The sequence below is a fragment of the Agromyces tardus genome (assembly GCF_003710805.1).
In the GTDB taxonomy this organism is placed as follows: domain Bacteria; phylum Actinomycetota; class Actinomycetes; order Actinomycetales; family Microbacteriaceae; genus Agromyces; species Agromyces tardus.
Map to the genome: position 1 here is coordinate 164,262 of NZ_RHHB01000001.1, position 17,186 is coordinate 181,447.

The following is a 17,186-nucleotide window of genomic DNA, read 5'->3' on the forward strand; positions in this document are numbered from 1 at the left end:
GATGACTTCGTCGTCGTGCGTGCGATACTAGCAACACAATATGTCAATGATGCATACTACAGACGGCGACGGCTCCGGCCGAGCGATGCCGTCGACTTCCAGAAGGGGACCACACATGACCTCCGCCCGACCCGACAAGCGCCTCCCGCACTCCCTCTCGGACCTGAGCATGGCGGTGCACGCCGGCAACGCCGTCGACCCGGGAACCCGCGCGCTGCGCGTTCCGCTCGTCATGGCGAACTCGTACGAGCTGCCCGACGACCCGAGCTCGATCAGCTGGTCGGCGACGGCGCCCGGGCTGTACACGCGCAACACCGGCGTCAATCAGGCGGCGCTCGAGGCGAAGCTCGCCGCGCTCGAGGGCGGCGAGGCCGCAGTCGCGCTCGCCACCGGCGTCGCCGCCCTGCATGCGGTCTTCTTCACGCACGTGCGCGTGGGCGACCACGTCGTCGTGAGCGACGTCACCTACGAGGCGACCTGGCGCCTGTGGACCGAGCTGCTCCCGCAGCGCTACGGCATCGAGGCGACGTTCGTCGACGTCACCGACCTCGACGCGCTGCGCGCCGCGATGCGCCCAGAGACCCGCCTCGTCTGCGTCGAGGCGATCGCGAACCCCACGACGAAGGTCGCCGACATCGCCGCGATCGCGCGGATCGCACACGAGTGGGAGGCCATCGTCATGGTCGACTCCACCTTCACGCCGCCGCCCTTCTACCGGCCCATCGCCGACGGCGCCGACCTCGTCGTGCACTCCCTCACGAAGTACATCAACGGTCACGGCGACGCGATGGGCGGAGCCGTGATCGGCCGCCATGAGCTCGTGGAGCGCATCAAGGCCGACGCGATGGTCGACGTGGGCGGAGTGATCTCGCCCTTCAACGCGTCGCAGATCCATCGCGGCTCGGTCACGTTGCCGCTCCGGCTCCGGCAGGCGTTCGCGAGCGCGGCGACGCTCGCGGAGTTCCTCGAGGCCGACCCCCGCGTGGAGTACGTGGCCTATCCGGGCCTCACGACGCATCCGCAGCACGAGCTCGCCCGCCGCCAGTTCGGAGGCCGTGGCTTCGGCGGCATGATCGCGTTCGCCGTGGTGGGCGGACCCGACGCGCAGAACCGGTTCGTCTCGCACCTGCGCCTGATCACCTCGGCGTTCTCGCTCGGCCATGACGACTCGCTCATCGTGCACGTCGCCGCCGACGGCCCGCGCGTCGCGACGTATCCCGAGGAGTTCCGCACCCACGGGCACCTGCGGCTCTCGGTCGGCATCGAGGACGCGGACGACCTGCGGGCGGATCTCGCTGCGGCACTCGACGCGACCTTCGGCAGCGGCAACAGGGCCGGGGTCGGGGCAGCCGTCGGGGCCGGGGCCGGCGCGACCGCCACCGTCTGAGCGCCGGGGCGCGCCGCGCCCCTACTCGGGCGTCGTGGGAGTCCCTATTCTGGGCAGATGACGAGCCCGCCGATCGCCGCGACCGTGGAGCGCAGCCACAAGCGACTCGGCGTCGGCGCGAGCGATCGCACGGCCGCGGCCCTGCTGCTGCTCGCCACCGTGCTCGCGATCGTGTGGGCGAACTCGCCGTGGGGCGACGGCTACGAGCAGTTCTGGTCGATGCCGATCGCCGTGAGCGTCGGCGACCTCTCACTGGCCACGACGCCGCACCAGCTCGTGAACGACGCGATCATGACGTTCTTCTTCTTCGTGGTCGGGCTCGAGGTGAAGCACGAGTTCACGCTCGGCGAGCTCACCGACCGGTCGCGTGCGATCGTGCCGGTCCTCGCCGCGATCGCCGGCCTCATCCTCCCGGCGCTCATCTTCATCGTGATCGCGCTGCCCGCCGGCGACGCGCATGCGTGGGGCACCGTGATCTCCACCGACACGGCGTTCCTCGTCGGCGCGCTCGCGATCATCGGCCCGAAGTTCCCCGCGCGGCTGCGCACGTTCCTGTTGACGCTCGCCGTCGTCGACGACATCGGCGCGCTGCTCGCGATCGGCGTGTTCTACAGCTCGGGCTTCAGCCCCGTGCCCATCATCGCGGCGGTGGTGCTGATGGCAGCGCTCGCGCTCGTGCGGTTCCTCCGCGCCGGTCGCGGCTTCGCTTACGCGGTGCTCGGCGTCGCCCTCTGGGTCGCGCTCGCGCAGGCCGGCATCCACCCCACGCTCGCGGGCGTCGCGGTGGCGCTCCTCATCCCGGTGTACCCGCCACGACGCCGCGACGTCGAGCGCACGGCCGAGCTCACGCAGGCGTTCCGGGAGTCGCCCAACACCGAGTACGCGGCGGCGGTCACCCGGAGCCTCCGTGAATCCCTCTCGATCAACGACCGCCTGCAGACCGCGTGGGCTCCATACGTCTCGTTCCTCGTGCTGCCGATCTTCGCGCTCGCGAACGCCGGCGTGCACCTCGACGCCGCGACCCTCAGCGCCGCCCTCACCTCGCCGCTCACCTGGGCCGTCGTCGCGGGTCTCGTGGTCGGCAAGTTCGTCGGCATCACGGTGGCGACGGCGGTCGTGCGCGCCACGGGGCTCGGCCGGCTCGCCCCGGGCCTCGGGATGCCGCGCATCGCGGGCGGTGCGGCGCTGTCGGGCATCGGCTTCACGATCTCGCTGTTCATCGTGACGATCGCGCTGCCCGACCCCGAATCACAGGACCTCGCGCGCGTGGGCGTGCTCGCGGCATCCGTCATCGCCTTCTCGCTGGGCTGGGCGATCTTCACGATCGCCGACCGGCTGCGCCCGCCCACCGCCGTCGGCGCGACGCTCATGCGCCCCTTCGACGCGACCCGCGACCACTTCCGCGGGCGGGTGGACGCGCCGTACTCGATCGTCGAGTACGGCGATTTCGAGTGCCCGTTCTGCAGCCGGGCGACGGGGTCGATCGACGCGGTCATCGCGCACTTCGGCGACGACGTGCGCTGGGTGTGGCGGCACCTGCCGCTCGAGTCGGTGCATCCGCACGCGAAGGAGGCGGCGCAGGCCTACGAGGCCGCGGCGCTGCAGGGGGAGTTCCTGCCGATGGCGCGCCTGCTCTTCGCGAACCAGGACGCACTGACCACCGACGACCTCTGCCGGTGCGCCGCCGAGCTCGGCCTCGACCCCGAGCGGTTCGCGGCCGACCTGCGCTCGCCCCGGGTCGTGCGCAGGGTGGAGGACGACCAGCTCGATGCCGAGCTCATGGACCTGCACTCGACGCCCACCTTCTTCATCAACGGGAGGCGGCTCAAGGGGCCCTGGGATTCGGCGTCGCTCATCCGTGCGCTCGAGGCGACGGTGGACTCGGAGCCCCGCGTGGCGGACACGCCGAGGTAGGCGAGCTCGCGCCTCACGACGCCCGGCGCAGCGGCGAGCGGGCGAACTCCGACCCCGTGCGGCGGGCGGCCTCGTGCGCGGCGCGCCGTCCGGGCTCCGCGTCGGCGACGGCGAGGTTGGGCCGGAACGCGATCGAGGTGACGTCGGCGATGCCCGCCCAGTTCAGCCAGTCCTCGAAGTAGGGCTGCTGGAAGTCGCTGCCGAACGACCGCGGGCGCTCCTCGCCGTAGACGGCGCTCGTGTACACCACGGCGGCGCGGCGGCCGTCGAGGAGGCCCGTGTACCCGGCCTCGGGGTCGAACCCGAACACCATGCCGGGCTGGCTCACGACGTCGATGAACTGCTTGGCGATGTAGGGGATGCCGGCGTTCCACATCGGCAGGCTGAACAGGTAGAGGTCGGCGGCCGCGAACCGCTCGAAGGCGAGGCGAGCGCGGTGCCACGCGGTCTCCTGGGGGCCGACCGGCTGCTCGCCGGCGAAGATGCGCATCTTGGCGCCGGCGCCGTCGGGCCCGAAGGCCGGCAGCGATCCGTCCCACAGGTCCCATTCGTCGACGGATGCCGCAGGGTTCGCCGCGCGGAAGGCGTCGAGGAAGGTGCGGGCGATCGCGAGCGACTCGGATGCCTCGCCGCGGGGCGATGCGGAGACGTGGAGGAGCGTGGTCATGGCGTGTCCTTTCAGTGTGTGCAGACGCACATGAATTTCGGAGGACTCGACCGTAGCATGTATGTGCGCACGCACACAAATACGCTACGATGGACCCATGCCGACCGATGCCGAACGCACCTGGGCCGCCGTGCTGCGCCTGCACGCCGCGGTGCTCCCGCGCCTCGACCGCGCCGTGACGAGGGCGAGCGGCATCCCGCTCGCCTGGTACGACGTGCTGCTCGAGCTCCGCGAAGCGGGGGGCCGCCTGACGATGGGGCAGCTCGGGGAGCGCGTCGTGCTGAGCCGCACACGCGTGAGCCGCCTCGTCGACGAGCTGGCAGCCGCCGGCCTCGTCGCGCGCGAGCCGAACCCCGACGACGGGCGCTCGGCCTACGCCGTGCTCACCGCCGAGGGCAAGCGCCGATTCCTCGCCGCGGCCCGCGTCTACCTGCCGGCCATCGAACGGGAGTTCGCGGCCGTCGACGCGACGCAGCTGGCCGCCGTCGCCGACGGACTGGAGTCGGTGCTGGGCGACCGGGCACCCTGACGCCGCATCACTCCGGCTGGTTACCCGCCGCCCCGTTGATGGTGAACGGCGTCGTGACGCCGTCGTACATCACGTGCGCGACGAGGCCGTCGACCGCGTGCGGCAGGGTGTGGCAGTGGTCGCTCCAGATGCCCGGATTGTCGGCGACGAAGGCGATCTGGTACGACTCGCCGGGGTGCACGTCGAGCGAGTCGACCCACCACGGGCTTCCGGATGCGGCCACGCCGTCGCGGGACACCACGACGACGTGGTGGCCGTGCAGGTGCATCGGGTGCACGTCGCCCGACTGGTTGACGATGCGCATCACGACGACGTCGCCCTCGGTGACGTGGAACATCGGAACGTCGGGGAAGAGCCGCCCGTTGATGGTCCAGAAGTTGCCCGGGCGGCCGTCGAGGAGGCCGAAGCGGCGTCCGATCACGTAGTCGTACGTGCGGTCGGCGGATGCCGGGTCGAACCCGAGCGGCGCCGGCTCCCCGTAGGCGAGCAGGTCGAGCGTCTCCGTGGCCTGCGGCGCGGGGGGAACGTCGGCGGCGGGATCGCCCACGAGGACGCGGCGGGCGCCGCCCACGTGCAGGCCGACGGCGCCGTGGTCGGGGGCGCGCACCGCGACATCCGCTCGCCCGCCCGCCGGGATGAGCAGCTTGCGGCCGTCGACGTCCGACGGCTCGTTCACGTCGTGCCCGTCGATCGCGAGCACGCGGAACGGCTCGTCCGACCAGACCGGGGCCGTGCCCTGGTCGGTGTTGATCACCCGCACCCGCACCGTCTCGCCGGGCGCGGCGGCCACGTGCTCGTCGTCGGCGCGACCGTTGAGCGTGTGCTGCCCGCCGTAGACGTGCAGGAGGGCGGTCACGTCGAGGTCGGTCGCGAGGTTGGCGGCCGGCGGCTCGGCGGGCTCGATGACGACCGCGCCGAGCAGTCCGCCCACCACCTGCTCGTGCGAGACCTGGTGGGAGTGGTACCAGTAGGTGCCCGCGTCCTCGGCCACGAACCGGTAGACGTAGCTGCCGCCGACCGGCACGGCGTCCTGCGTGACGCCGGCGACGCCGTCGGCCGCGTTCGGCAAGTCGAGGCCGTGCCAGTGCAGGGTGGCGCCCGCGGCGACCGACTCGTTCACGAACACCACCTCGACGAGGTCGCCCTGCCGTGCGCGGATCGTCGGTCCGGGCGAGGTGCCGTTCACCGTATAGCCCTCGATCGCACGCCCGCCGGGCACGTCGACCGTCTCCTGCCGGGCGGTGAGCTCGACCCGCACGTCGGCGGGGCGGTCGGGGTCGGCCGTGAGGGAGGTCACGCTGACCGCGCCGGTCGCCCCGACGGTTCCGGATGCCGCGGAGGCGCCGGAACCCGACCCTCCGTGCCCCGCGTGGTCGACGGGGGCGCCGTGCCCCGCGCCCATGTCCATCACCGAGTACTCGCCGAGCAGCGTGGAGCTCCACGCGACCGCGCCGGCGGCGACCGCGGTCGCGACCGCGACGCCGACGGCGAGCCGCCGCACGAGCTCACGCCGCGACGGCATCGGAGCTCGCCCCCTCGGCGGGTTCGAGCGGAGCCTGGGCGGCGTCGGCTGCCCGCGCCCGGCGGACGCGCAGCGCGGCGACCGCTGCAGTCGCCACGACGGCGAGCGCGTTCGCACCGTGGATCAGCCCGAGGTAGGGCGAGCCCACGATCGAGAAGCCGAGCACCACCTGCAGCACCACGAGCCCGAACACGATCGCGGCCCACAGCTTGGCCCCGCGTACCCGTACGAAGAACGAGACCACGAGGAGCGCGAGTGCGATGAGCGGGATCAGCACGCCGCCGACGACGCCGTGGACCATGAACCCGACCTCGCCCACGCCCCCAGCCTGGAAGCTCTCGAGGAGCGCCTTGTCGACGACGCCGCCCTCGGAGACGAGGTTGAGCATGCCCCCGAACGCGAACGCGATGGCAGCGGCCTGGATGACGACGGCGCCCGCGATGGTCCAGGCGAGGCCGGTGTAGAGCTTGCGCATGATGTCCCTCCCAGTTCGTGCGGCGCCGGTCGCGGCATCCGCTCGCCTCTCACCGTCGCCGACGCGGCGACCCGCCGGAACGCGGAGAACCGGACCGCGTGTGGAGGAGCGCCGCACGCGCACTGGGGGCTGCCTGCTAAGGGACGTCGGGGCAGGCCCTCTCCCGCGATCGGCCCGGCAGGAGGACGATGGAGCCATGGACCGCAGGTGGGTGTGCCTCGCGACGATGGGTCCGATCGGGGTCGCGTCGGTGGTCTACGTCGTCGTCGTGGCCGGATTCATCGAGGGCAACGCAGCCCACGAGCTCGGCTGGCTGCTGCTGGGCGTGGTGCCGACGTTCGTGTTCGGCATGTGGCTGCTCACGGTGTCGTCGTCGCGGGCGGCGCTGTTCCTCGCCCTCGCGGCGACCGCGATGGCGTTCTCGTCGGCGTACGAGACCTTCCTGGGGCGCAACGTCGAGCTGCTGCAGGAGTCCTGGTTCCCGCTGTTCAACATGCTCGGCCTGACCTCCGATGCGGTGTCGACCGCCGCGTTCGTGAGCCTGTTCGCCACGTTCCCCACCGGAATCCCCGAGCGGCGATGGCAGCGGATCGCGGTGTGGTTCATCTGGATCCCCGCGCTCGTGGGCCCCCTCGTCGTGCTCACGACCCCGTACGTGCTCCTGTCGCCCTACATGGGCGTCAGCGGCGACGGCATCCCGAACCAGTACGCCGTGCCGTGGCTCGAGTGGGCCGCCCCGATCGTCTACTCGGTCGCATACCAGCCGTGGCCGTCCGTGGTGCTCGGACTCGGGGTGCTCGGCTACCGTGCGCTCTTCGGCGACGAGGAGGTGCGTGCGCGCACACGGGTCATGGCCGCGGTGGTCACCGCCTCGCTCCTCGCCTTCGCGGGATGGACGTTCTGGCCCGAGATCTGGCTCTTCGGCGTCGCCGTCTTCGTCACGCTGATCGCGATCCCGTTCGCCGGCATCCACGGCATCCTCCGCTACGGCGCGTTCGACATCGCCCCCGGCGATCGCGGGCGCCTGTTCGCCCGCTCGTCGGGCCTGCTCATCGCGGTGCTCTACGGGATCGGCGTCGCGACCCCCGCGGTGCTCCTCGCCGACAGCCTGACGCTCGTCGGCGCGGTGCTGCTGACGACGCTGCTCGCGGTCGGACTGCTCCCGGTGCGCGGCTGGCTCGAGCGGCGCATCCACCGCCTCGTCTTCGGCGATCGGGAGCGGCAGCTCACGATGCTCGGCGAACTCGGCGCCCGGCTCGAGCAGGCGGTGGATCCGCGCGAACTGCTCACGCGGCTCGCCGACGCGGTGCGCGAGGGCCTCGACGCATCGTGGGTGCGCATTGCGCTCGCCGGCTCCGACGGCAGCCTCGCGGCCGCGCCGGCGGGCGTCGCGGGCGAGGTGGAGGGCGAGGTCGTCGCGTCGTGCGACCTCGTGCGCGGCGACGAGACGCTCGGCCGCATCGACGTGGGCCCCCGCCGCCGCGGGGAGTACGGCGACGCCGAGCAGGCGCTGCTGCGCACGGTCGCCGGCCAGGCCGCGGCATCCGTCGCGAACGTCCGGCTCACCGCCCAGCTCGCGGAGCAGCTCGCGGAGCTGACCGCCTCGCGCGAGCGGCTCGTCGCCGCGCAGGACGACGAGCGCCGGCGGCTCGAGCGCGACCTGCACGACGGCATCCAGCAGAACGTGGTGGCGCAGATCGCCGGGCTCCGGCTCGCGCGCAACCGGCTGCAGCGGGGCGAACTCACCGCCGAGGAGCTCATCGAGCTGCAGGACCAGGCCCGCGAGACGCTCACCGACCTGCGCGAGCTCGCCCGCGGCATCCACCCACCCGTGCTGAGTGATAACGGGCTCGTGGCCGCCGTCGAATCGGGCGTGGCGCGGTACCCGATCCCGCTCAGCGTCGAGGCCGACGAGCGGGTGCGCGCCGAGCGGTTCCCCGACGACGTCGAGACCACGGCGTACTACGTGGTGCGCGAGGCGCTCGCGAACACCGCCAAGCACGCGAACGCCACGCACGCCTCGGTCGGTCTCGCACGCAGCAACGGCCACCTGCGCATCGAGATCAGCGACGACGGATGCGGAATCGACACGGAGGCGGCGGCGGCGACGGCGACGTCGAGCGGCGGGCTGGCGAACATCCGCGATCGGGTTGCGGCGCTGCGCGGCACGGTGCGCGTGGTGCCGGCCCGGCCGACGGGCACGACGGTGCTCGTCGACCTTCCCGTGGAACCGAGGCGCGAGCGGGAGGAGCTCCATGTCGGATGAGTCGAACGGGTCCGGCGCACCCGGCGGGTCGGGTGCACCCGGCGCGTCCGACATGCTGCGGGTGGTGATCGCCGAGGACAACTACCTCGTGCGCGAGGGGGTGCGCCGCCTGCTCGAGGACTCCGGCGAGGTCGACGTGGTCGCGGGCACGGGCAATGCCACGGAGCTGCTCGACGCGGTGCGCCGGCTCTCGCCCGACGCGGTGCTCACCGACATCCGGATGCCGCCGGGCCACCACATGGAGGGGATCGAGGCTGCGCGCGCGATCCGGGCGGCCCACCCCGAGACGGGCGTGGTGGTGTTGTCGCAGCACGCCGACGAGAGCTACGCGCTCGCGCTCTTCGCGGAGGGGTCGGCCGGGCTCGGCTACCTGCTGAAGGACCGCATCGGCGATCTCGAAGACCTCGTGCACGCCCTCCGCGAGGTGTGCGCGGGCGGGTCGGTGATCGACCCGCAGATCGTCGACACGCTCGTGCGCCGTCGCAGTGCGGCCGGCGCGTCGAGCCCGCTCGCGGCGCTGTCGCCGCGCGAGCTCGAGGTGCTGCGCGAGATGGCCCAGGGGCGTACGAACGCGGGCATCGAGCAGTCGCTGTTCCTGTCGACGTCGACCGTGGAGAAGCACGTCAACGCGATCTTCACCAAGCTCCGCCTACCCGAGACGGGCGTGCACCGGCGGGTGGCGGCCGTGCTCGCGTTCCTGCAGAACGACGGCGGGTAGGGCGGCGGCTCGAGGCTCGAGGCGCGGGGCTGGGATCGCGGCGGAGCCGCCGGTCGCGGCGCCGCGTGATGCGGTCGGAAATGGCGGCTCGTCGGGCATTTGAATGGGGCTGGAATGTCGGTGGGTGGTGCTTGACTGGCTCCATGCCAGCCGTTGCGACCCCGCCGCTCGAGTGGGGCCATGGCGCGTTCGAGGTGGTGCCGGCCGGCGGGTGGCTCGGCGACGAACGGTCCCTCGACGAGCGGCTCGTCGACGAGTGGCTGTTCGACGACGGGCTGGTCGACGAGGGGCTGGTCGACGACGGATGTCACGACGCAGCGCCCGTCGCAGCGTCCCGGCAGCGCGACGAGACCGCCCTCGACGATGAGCTCGCGCTGCTCGCGTCGCTCGAGCGCACCATCCGGTGGGCGCAGGCGGAGCAGTGCCGCCTGATCGAGTCGGCTCGTGCACGGCACGCCCGGATCGAGGGCATCGGCGAGGTGAGCACTGCGACGCGCCGCGAACTCGCGACGCGGTCGTTCGTGGCGGAACTCGCGACCACGCTGGTCGTGCCCGAGCAGGTCGCGGGGCGCTTGGTCGCCGACGCCGGGCAGCTGGCGGGCCCGCGCACCGCGACGCTCGAGGCGCTCGCTGCAGGCGAGGTCGCGATCGGGCACGTGCGGTCCATGCTCGAGATCACGCAGACGTTCCCGGCCGACGTTGCCGACGAGGTCGAGCGCGTCGCGCTGGTCGATGCCGCCTCCCGCACGAGTTCGGCCTTCCGCCGCCGACTGCAGCGCCTTCGCGAGCGCCTGCACCCCGAGCCGCTCGAGTCCCGCCGTGCTCGCGCCGTCGCCGAGCGGCGAGTGGTCCTCGAGCCGGCTCCCGACGGCATGGCGTGGCTGAGCCTGTTCCTCGAGGCCGAGCGCGCGGTCTCGGTCGTCGCACGTCTCGAGGCGCTCGCTGCGGCATCCGACCCCGATCGCCCCGACTCCCGCACGACGGCGCAGCGCTCGGCCGACATCGCCGCCGACCTGCTGCTCGTCGGCGCCCTCGACGGCGCCGACGGGCACCTCGCCGCCGCGACCGGCCGGGTCACGGCCCGGGTCACCGTCACCGTGCCGGTACTCAGCCTGCTCGGCGTCACCGACGAACCCGCCGAACTCGACGGCTACGGTCCCATCGACGCCGAGACCGCCCGCCGCCTCGCCGGCCACGCTCCGTCGCTGCGGCGCCTGCTCGTGCATCCCGAGACGGGCGCCGCGCTGTCCTACGGTCGCACCAGCTACCGCGCCGGCGCCGACCTGGCCGGGTACCTGCGCGTGCGCGACGGCCGATGCCGTTTCCCGGGCTGCGCCCGGCCCGCCCACCGCGCCGACCTCGACCACACCACCGACTGGGCGCGCGGCGGCGCGACCGATGCCGACAACCTCGCGCACCTGTGCCGGTCGCACCACCGGCTGAAACCCGAGAGCGGGTGGCGGGTCGCGCACGAGCCCGGCGGCGTGATGCGGTGGACATCGCCGGTCGGTCACGTGCTGCGAACGCACCCTGAGCGCCCGTTCGTGTCGGTGTCGCGGCGGTCCGCGGCGGCGGCGCCAGGGCCGGGAGGGGAGGCTCGTCCGCGCCCACCGAGCTATCTCACTCCGAATGACCATCCTTCCGGCCTCTGTGAGCGTTCGTGCACGGTCGAGGTCGAGCCCCCCTGGCTGCATGCGAGGGCCCATCCGGGAGCGTCGGGGTGACGTCGTAGGCCTCGGGGCAGGCACGGTGTCCGACCACCGGCTCGCGGTCTCCGGGGTGACGACCGTGCAAGAGCTCAGCCACCCAAGCGCTCACCCGCCCGCGGCAGGCGCCTGCGGCTGGGGCTCGCCGACCCCCGCGAGCACGAGCATGGCCGCGCCGACGAGGGGTGCGTCGTCGCCCAGCGCCGCGCGCACCACACGGATGCCGCGCGCCGCGGGCAGCACCGCCAGCTCGTGCGCCGCCGCCTCCACGAGTTCCACGTAGTCGCGGGCCACGCGCGCGAACCCGCCGCCGATCGCGACGACCTCGAGGTCGAGCAGGGCGGCGTAGGCCGCGATCGCGTGCCCCACCGCGCTCGCCGAGCGGTGCACGGCCTCGACGGCGAGCGGATGCCGCGCCGCGTAGTCAACGGCCAGCGCGCGGCCGTCGGCACCGGGCCACCCGCGTTCATTCGCCCAGCGCACGGTGGCCGGACCCGCCGCGACCGCTTCGACGGTCGCGCGCACGGGGTCGGCCGGGTCGGGCCGGCGCACCCACACCTGGCCGACATGACCGGCGTTGCCGGCGTTGCCGAGCACGATCCGCCCGTCGAGCACGATGCCGCCCCCGATGCCGGTGGACACGACCATGGCGATGCCGTTGCGCACGCCGCGCAGCGCGCCGAACCGGTGCTCGGCGAGCGTGATGCAGGTGCCGTCGAGCGCGACGCGGACCGGAGCGCCCGGCGCCGCGGAGGCGACCGCGGGCGCGAGCGCGAAGTCCCGGATACCGGGCATGTTGAGCGGCGAGATGCTGGTTCCGCCGCGCAGGAGCGGACCCGCTGCGCCGATGCCGACGCCGACGATCCGGTGCGAGCCCGGAGCCGCGGCATCCGCTGCTCGACCGCACACCGACGCGAGCACGGTTGAGAACGTCGCCGACGTCTGCCCGGCGCCGGTCGCCTCACGATGCCGGCTGCCCGGCACGATGCCGCCTGCGCCGTCGACGAGGGCCGCGTCGACCTTGGTGCCGCCGATGTCGACGGCGAGCGCCACCTCGATCGCCATGCTGCCTCCCGTGGCCGATGCGATGGGTACGTTCCCTCAGCCTGTCAGGCCGACGAGCGGTCAGGCATGGGCCGCAGGTCCCGATGAGCGGCGCACCACGAGCCGCGGCGGGGGAACGACGACCGGACGCGACTCGGCGTGCTCGATCTGCGCGATGAGCCGGTACACCGACGCACGCCCCTGCATCTCGAAGTCGATGTGCACGGTCGTGAGGGGCGGATCGAAGTACGGCGACTCGGGGATGTCGTCGATGCCGACGACGCTGATGTCCTCGGGGATGCGCACCCCGCGCTCCTTGAGGGCGAGCATCGCGCCGAGCGCGGTCTGGTCGTTGGCGGCGACGATGGCGGTCGCCTCCGGGAGGCGGGGGAGCGCGGCGATCGCCTCGTATCCGGATCGCGCGGACCAGTCGCCCGGCAGCACGCCGGCCGAGTGGAGGCCGCGGGCCTCGAGCTCACGGTCGTACGCGAGGATGCGGTTCCGGGCCGCGCGCCACATCGGTGGACCCGCGATGTGCAGGAAGCTGCGGTGTCCGAGCTCGGCGAGGTGGTCGATGAGCGCGGGGATGCCCACCTGGGCGAGGCCGCTGCGGCGGCCGGTCACGGCGTCGTCGGACTCGGCGTCGATGAACACGGGCACGCGGAACTCGGTGGTCTCGAACGCGCGGGTCATCTCGTCGGTGGAGGAGAGCGCGAGCACGCCGGCGAGCTCGTGCTGCGTGATGAGGTCGAGCGACCGCTCGATCTCGCCGGCGCTGCGCGCGTCGAGCGACACGAGGTCGAGCACGTAGCCGCACTCGCGGGCGGCGGCGCTCGCCCCCTCGGCGACCCGGCTCGGGCCGACGTTGGAGAGTTCGTGGGTGAGGGCGCCGATGCGGTGCGAGCGTCCCGACTTCAGGCTGCGCGCGGTGAGGTTCGGCCGGTAGTCGAGCTCGTCGAGAGCCCGCTCGACCTTCTCGCGGGTCTCCGGGCGGATGCCGGCGAAGCCCTTCAGGAACCGGGAGACCGTCTGGTGCGAGACACCGGCCGCCTGGGCGACGTCGTAGATCGTGGCGGCCTTCGCGGGCACCGGTCTCGGAACCGGGTTCCGCCCGGTGCCGGGAACCGGATCCGCCGACGGCCGTCCTGGGCTCGGCGCGTCGGTCCGCGGCTCGAGGCGACCTGCTCGCTCGACCATCCCGACCCTCCGATCGATGCTGCGTCCCAGTCTCTGCGACGTGATCTGCATCACGATGTCGAATTGGGACTTGACACGCAATGTTATCGGCAACATCCTTGGTTCCGACAGATGTTGTCGAAAACATATGTCCTCGCATCAGCCGCACAGACAACGGAGTTCGCCCCTGATGAAGTCCTCGCAGACCGCCGCACACCCCTCGAACGGCATCCTCTTCGGCGCCGCGTACTACGCCGAGTACCACCGCGAGGAGCGCACCGAGGCCGACCTCGACCTCATGAAGGAGGCGGGGTTCACGGTCATCCGCGTCGGCGAGTCGGTGTGGTCCACGTGGGAGCCGCGCGACGGCGAGTTCGATCTCGACTGGCTGCAGCCGGTGCTCGATGGGGCCCACGAGCGGGGCATCGCCGTCATCCTCGGCACGCCCACCTATGCCGTGCCGCCGTGGTTGCAGACCGCGTATCCCGAGATCGCCGGCGAGTCCCGCACGGGCGAGCCGACGCCCTGGGGCGCCCGGCAGGAGGTCGACTACTCCCACCCGGCCTTCCGGTTCCACGCCGAGCGCGTCATCCGCGCCGTCGTCGCGCGCTACGCCGACCACCCCGCCGTGATCGGCTACCAGGTCGACAACGAGCCGGGGATGCTGCTCTTCCACAACCGCGGCAGCTTCCAGCGCTTCGTGCGCCGACTGAAGGCGAAGTACGGCGACGTCGAGACGCTCAATCGCGAGTGGGGACTCACGTACTGGTCGCACCGGCTCTCCGACTGGTCGGACCTGTGGACCCCCGACGGCAACACCCTGCCGCAGTACGACCTCGCGTGGCGGCGCTACCAGGCCGACCTCACCACCGAGTTCATCGTGTGGCAGGCCGAGCTCGTGCGCGAGTACGCCCGCCCCGGGCAGTTCGTCACCACGTGCATCGCCTACCCGCGCCCCGCGCTCGCCGACGACGACCTCATGGAGGCCCTCGACATCACGGCCGGCAACCCGTACTACGCGATGCAGGACCACCTCGACGCCACCGTCGACCTCGATCCCGTGACGCCGTGGACCACCTCCGGCGTCGCCGCGCTCCTGCGCCAGGCCGACCGGATGTACTCCTCGAAGCAGTCGCGGTTCCTCGTGACCGAGACCGACGCCCAGTCGATCGGCGGCTCCGAGTTCAACCTGCCGCCGTACCCGGGCCAGCTCGCCCAGGCGGCGTTCGCGTTCATCTCCCGCGGCGCGGCGATGATCGAGTACTGGCACTGGCACACGCTGCCCTACGGCACCGAGACGTACTGGGGCGGCGTCCTGCCGCACAGCCTGCAGCCCGGCCGCGTCTACCGCGAGGTCGCCGAGATCGGCGCCGCACTCGGGGCCATCGGCGACACGCTCGACGGCTACGAGCCCGACGCCGACGTCGCGATCCTGTGGTCGAACGACAGCCGCTTCGCGCTCGAGTTCTTCCCGCCGCTCGCGACGGCCGACGGCACGCCCGATCGCACGTCGTACCAGCGCATCGTCGACGCGTTCCACCGGGGCGTCGTCGACGCCGGTGCGCAGTCGCGGATCCTGCACGTGGGCCAGGCGCGCGACCTCGGCGCCGAGGAGCTCGCACGGCGATTCCCGGTGCTCGTCGCACCCGGGTTCTACGCGGCATCCGACGCCGAACTCGACCTGCTCCGCGACTACGCGGCGGCCGGCGGCCACCTCATCGTCGGCATCCGCACGGGGTACGGCGACGAGGAGGCACGGGCCCGCGTCGAGGTCGCGCCGGCGAGGCTGGCGGATGCCGCGGGCGTGCACTACGACGAGTTCTCGAACCTGCGCCACGACATCGCGGTCGCCGCAGCCGAGCCGTTCGCGGCATCCGGAACCGCCACCGCCCGCCTGTGGGCCGACGGGCTCATCAACGACGACGCCGAGGTGCTCGCCCGCTACGAGCACCCGCGCTTCGGCGACTTCCCGGCCGTGACGACGAAGGCCCACGGCTCGGGCCGCGTCACCGTCGTCGGCACCGTGCCCTCGCCGGCGCTCGCCGCCGACCTCGTGCGCTGGGCGGTGCCGTCACCCGTGGCCGACGGGCTGGCATCCGACCGTGCGCTGCCCGTGACCGTCGCCTCGGGCACGCTCCCCGACGGCCGGCGGGCCTGGTTCGTCTTCAACTGGAGCTGGACCGAGACCGTGGTCACACTCGACCGCGACGTCACCGACGCGGTCACCGCCGCCGCCCACGCGGCGGGCACCGAACTCCCCCTCGCAGCATGGTCGACGCTGACCCTGCTCGACGGGTGAGGCGACCGGAACCCCGGTCTCCGAGAACCGAAGAAACACCGAAGAAGAGGAAGCGAGACATGAGGAACGCACCAAGAGCAGCACTGGCGCTGGGCGTCGGCGCCGCCATCACAGCACTGGTCCTCTCCGGCTGCACGCCCAGCTCTGGCGGCGGCGGCAGCACGCAGGGGCCCGTCAGCCAGGAGGACATCGACAAGGCGATGACCACCCCGACCAAGCTCACGTTCTGGACGTGGGTGCCCGACATCGAGAACGAGGTGAAGCTCTTCGAGGAGAAGTACCCCGCGATCGACGTGACGGTCGAGAACGTCGGCCAGGGCCTGCCCCACTACCAGAAGCTCCGCAGCGCGATCGAGGCGGGCGAGGGCGCACCGGATGTCGCGCAGATCGAGTACCAGTACATCCCGTCGTTCGTGCTCCCGGGGTCGCTGCTCGACCTGACGCCGTACGGCGCCGACGACCTCTCGGGCGACTACGTGGACTGGGCGTGGAACCAGGTCTCGCCCGACGAGGAGGTGTGGGCGATCCCGCAGGACGTCGGCCCCATGGGCAACCTCTACCGCGAGGACATCCTGAGCAAGGCGGGCATCACCGAGCCGCCGGCCACGTACGAGGAGTACGCGACGGCCGCCAAGGCCGTGAAGGACGCCACGGGCTCGTACATCTCCAACCTGGGCGCCACCCAGGCCGGCCAGATGATCGGCCTCTTCTGGCAGGCGGGCGTCAAGCCCTTCGGCTACGACGGCAAGGAGACCGTGAAGATCGACGTCAACAGCGACGGGGCCAAGGAGGTCGCGTCGTACTGGACCGACCTGATCCAGCAGGACCTCATCTCGGTCGACGCCGACTTCAACGACCAGTGGTACCAGGGCCTCGCCAACGGCAAGTACGCCGGCTGGCTCACGGCAGCATGGGCGCCGGTGTTCCTCCAGGGCACCGCGGAGAACACCTCGGGCCTGTGGCGCGCGGCTCCGCTGCCGCAGTGGAAGGCCGGCGAGGAGGTCTCGGGCAACTGGGGCGGCTCGTCCGACGCGGTGCTCGCGTCGAGCAAGAACCCCATCGCGGCGTACGAGCTCGCGAAGTTCATCAACAACGACGAGGAGTCCGCGATGAAGCTCGCGACGGAGCAGTTCCTGTTCCCGCCGCAGGTCTCGGTGCTCGAGGACCCCGCGTTCGTCGACCAGGAGTCGGAGTTCTACGGCGGCCAGCAGGTCAACAAGCTGTTCTCCGAGATCTCGCAGACGGTGGACACCGACTTCCAGTGGCTGCCCTTCATGGACTACGTGTACTCCAGCTACGAGGAGACGATGGGCTCGGTGATCGCCGACAAGGGCGACATCGCCGCCGCGCTCGACACGTGGCAGGACCAGCTCGTGAAGTACGCGGAAGACCAGGGCTTCACCGTCGAGTGACTCCCCGGGGCGCCCGCCGCCGGTCCGGCGGCGGCGGGCGCCCCGCACCCCCGGCCATGGGCCGGCCGATC

The 17,186-nt window shown here is 72.4% G+C and carries 13 protein-coding genes; 8 read left to right on the top strand and 5 right to left on the bottom strand.

Going from position 1 to position 17,186, the window contains the following annotated elements:
* The first annotated feature begins 115 nt into the window (after positions 1-115).
* On the top strand, positions 116-1,387 hold the full coding sequence (locus EDM22_RS00720; RefSeq protein ID WP_122935113.1) for a trans-sulfuration enzyme family protein: 1,272 nt from the start codon (positions 116-118) through the stop codon (positions 1,385-1,387).
* A gap of 57 nt (positions 1,388-1,444) precedes the next feature.
* Positions 1,445-3,301, top strand: a complete 1,857-nt coding sequence (gene nhaA, locus EDM22_RS00725) for a Na+/H+ antiporter NhaA (RefSeq protein WP_122935114.1) — start codon at positions 1,445-1,447, stop codon at positions 3,299-3,301.
* 13 nt (positions 3,302-3,314) lie between these two features.
* Here the strand turns inward: nhaA and EDM22_RS00730 are convergent, their stop codons facing one another.
* Positions 3,315-3,968 (bottom strand): FMN-dependent NADH-azoreductase, encoded by a 654-nt coding sequence (locus tag EDM22_RS00730; RefSeq protein ID WP_122935115.1) that lies wholly within the window; start codon positions 3,966-3,968, stop codon positions 3,315-3,317.
* Positions 3,969-4,065: 97 nt separating this feature from the next.
* Here EDM22_RS00730 and EDM22_RS00735 point away from each other — a divergent pair, with 97 nt between their 5' ends.
* Complete coding sequence (locus EDM22_RS00735) at positions 4,066-4,497, top strand: MarR family winged helix-turn-helix transcriptional regulator (RefSeq protein WP_122935116.1); 432 nt, start codon at positions 4,066-4,068, stop codon at positions 4,495-4,497.
* Positions 4,498-4,504: 7 nt separating this feature from the next.
* Here EDM22_RS00735 and EDM22_RS00740 read toward each other — a convergent pair whose 3' ends face one another.
* Entirely contained in the window at positions 4,505-6,019 is a 1,515-nt protein-coding gene (locus EDM22_RS00740; protein ID WP_122935117.1) for a multicopper oxidase family protein, read from the bottom strand.
* Entirely contained in the window at positions 6,003-6,494 is a 492-nt protein-coding gene (locus EDM22_RS00745) for a hypothetical protein (RefSeq protein ID WP_212591850.1), read from the bottom strand. Before EDM22_RS00745 ends, EDM22_RS00740 begins: the two co-directional genes overlap by 17 nt.
* 196 nt (positions 6,495-6,690) lie before the next feature.
* On the opposite strand from EDM22_RS00745, the gene EDM22_RS00750 reads away from it, so the two are divergent.
* From EDM22_RS00750 to EDM22_RS00760, 3 genes are all read left to right on the top strand, one after another.
* The gene (locus EDM22_RS00750; protein ID WP_122935118.1) at positions 6,691-8,760 is read left to right on the top strand and encodes a GAF domain-containing sensor histidine kinase; all 2,070 of its coding nucleotides are present in this window, start codon (positions 6,691-6,693) and stop codon (positions 8,758-8,760) included.
* Positions 8,750-9,478 carry a response regulator transcription factor gene (locus EDM22_RS00755; protein WP_342768483.1) on the top strand — a complete coding sequence of 243 codons (729 nt, stop codon included), beginning with the start codon at positions 8,750-8,752 and terminating at the stop codon, positions 9,476-9,478. Before EDM22_RS00750 ends, EDM22_RS00755 begins: the two co-directional genes overlap by 11 nt.
* Positions 9,479-9,621: 143 nt before the next feature.
* On the top strand, positions 9,622-11,202 hold the full coding sequence (locus tag EDM22_RS00760; RefSeq protein ID WP_122935119.1) for an HNH endonuclease signature motif containing protein: 1,581 nt from the start codon (positions 9,622-9,624) through the stop codon (positions 11,200-11,202).
* A gap of 90 nt (positions 11,203-11,292) precedes the next feature.
* Here EDM22_RS00760 and EDM22_RS00765 read toward each other — a convergent pair whose 3' ends face one another.
* Both EDM22_RS00765 and EDM22_RS00770 read right to left on the bottom strand, forming a co-directional pair.
* Entirely contained in the window at positions 11,293-12,249 is a 957-nt protein-coding gene (locus EDM22_RS00765) for an ROK family protein (protein ID WP_245989066.1), read from the bottom strand.
* Positions 12,250-12,309: 60 nt separating this feature from the next.
* The gene (locus EDM22_RS00770; protein ID WP_170963949.1) at positions 12,310-13,317 is read right to left on the bottom strand and encodes a LacI family DNA-binding transcriptional regulator; all 1,008 of its coding nucleotides are present in this window, start codon (positions 13,315-13,317) and stop codon (positions 12,310-12,312) included.
* 277 nt (positions 13,318-13,594) lie between these two features.
* Here EDM22_RS00770 and EDM22_RS00775 point away from each other — a divergent pair, with 277 nt between their 5' ends.
* Positions 13,595-15,703, top strand: coding sequence for a beta-galactosidase (locus EDM22_RS00775; RefSeq protein WP_122935121.1), 2,109 nt, complete (start codon positions 13,595-13,597; stop codon positions 15,701-15,703).
* A gap of 59 nt (positions 15,704-15,762) precedes the next feature.
* Positions 15,763-17,115, top strand: a complete 1,353-nt coding sequence (locus tag EDM22_RS00780) for an extracellular solute-binding protein (RefSeq protein WP_245989067.1) — start codon at positions 15,763-15,765, stop codon at positions 17,113-17,115.
* The last annotated feature ends 71 nt before the right edge of the window (positions 17,116-17,186 follow it).

Bases quoted from the DNA above. Each gene is read 5' to 3' on its own strand.
- EDM22_RS00775 (WP_122935121.1), top strand. From the start codon at position 13,595: ATGAAGTCCTCGCAGACCGCCGCACACCCCTCGAACGGCATCCTCTTC.
- EDM22_RS00735 (WP_122935116.1), top strand. From the start codon at position 4,066: ATGCCGACCGATGCCGAACGCACCTGGGCCGCCGTGCTGCGCCTGCAC.
- EDM22_RS00780 (WP_245989067.1), top strand. From the start codon at position 15,763: ATGAGGAACGCACCAAGAGCAGCACTGGCGCTGGGCGTCGGCGCCGCC.
- EDM22_RS00740 (WP_122935117.1), bottom strand. From the start codon at position 6,019: ATGCCGTCGCGGCGTGAGCTCGTGCGGCGGCTCGCCGTCGGCGTCGCG.
- EDM22_RS00750 (WP_122935118.1), top strand. From the start codon at position 6,691: ATGGACCGCAGGTGGGTGTGCCTCGCGACGATGGGTCCGATCGGGGTC.
- EDM22_RS00720 (WP_122935113.1), top strand. From the start codon at position 116: ATGACCTCCGCCCGACCCGACAAGCGCCTCCCGCACTCCCTCTCGGAC.
- EDM22_RS00745 (WP_212591850.1), bottom strand. From the start codon at position 6,494: ATGCGCAAGCTCTACACCGGCCTCGCCTGGACCATCGCGGGCGCCGTC.
- EDM22_RS00760 (WP_122935119.1), top strand. From the start codon at position 9,622: ATGCCAGCCGTTGCGACCCCGCCGCTCGAGTGGGGCCATGGCGCGTTC.
- EDM22_RS00765 (WP_245989066.1), bottom strand. From the start codon at position 12,249: ATGGCGATCGAGGTGGCGCTCGCCGTCGACATCGGCGGCACCAAGGTC.
- EDM22_RS00755 (WP_342768483.1), top strand. From the start codon at position 8,750: ATGTCGGATGAGTCGAACGGGTCCGGCGCACCCGGCGGGTCGGGTGCA.
- EDM22_RS00730 (WP_122935115.1), bottom strand. From the start codon at position 3,968: ATGACCACGCTCCTCCACGTCTCCGCATCGCCCCGCGGCGAGGCATCC.
- nhaA (WP_122935114.1), top strand. From the start codon at position 1,445: ATGACGAGCCCGCCGATCGCCGCGACCGTGGAGCGCAGCCACAAGCGA.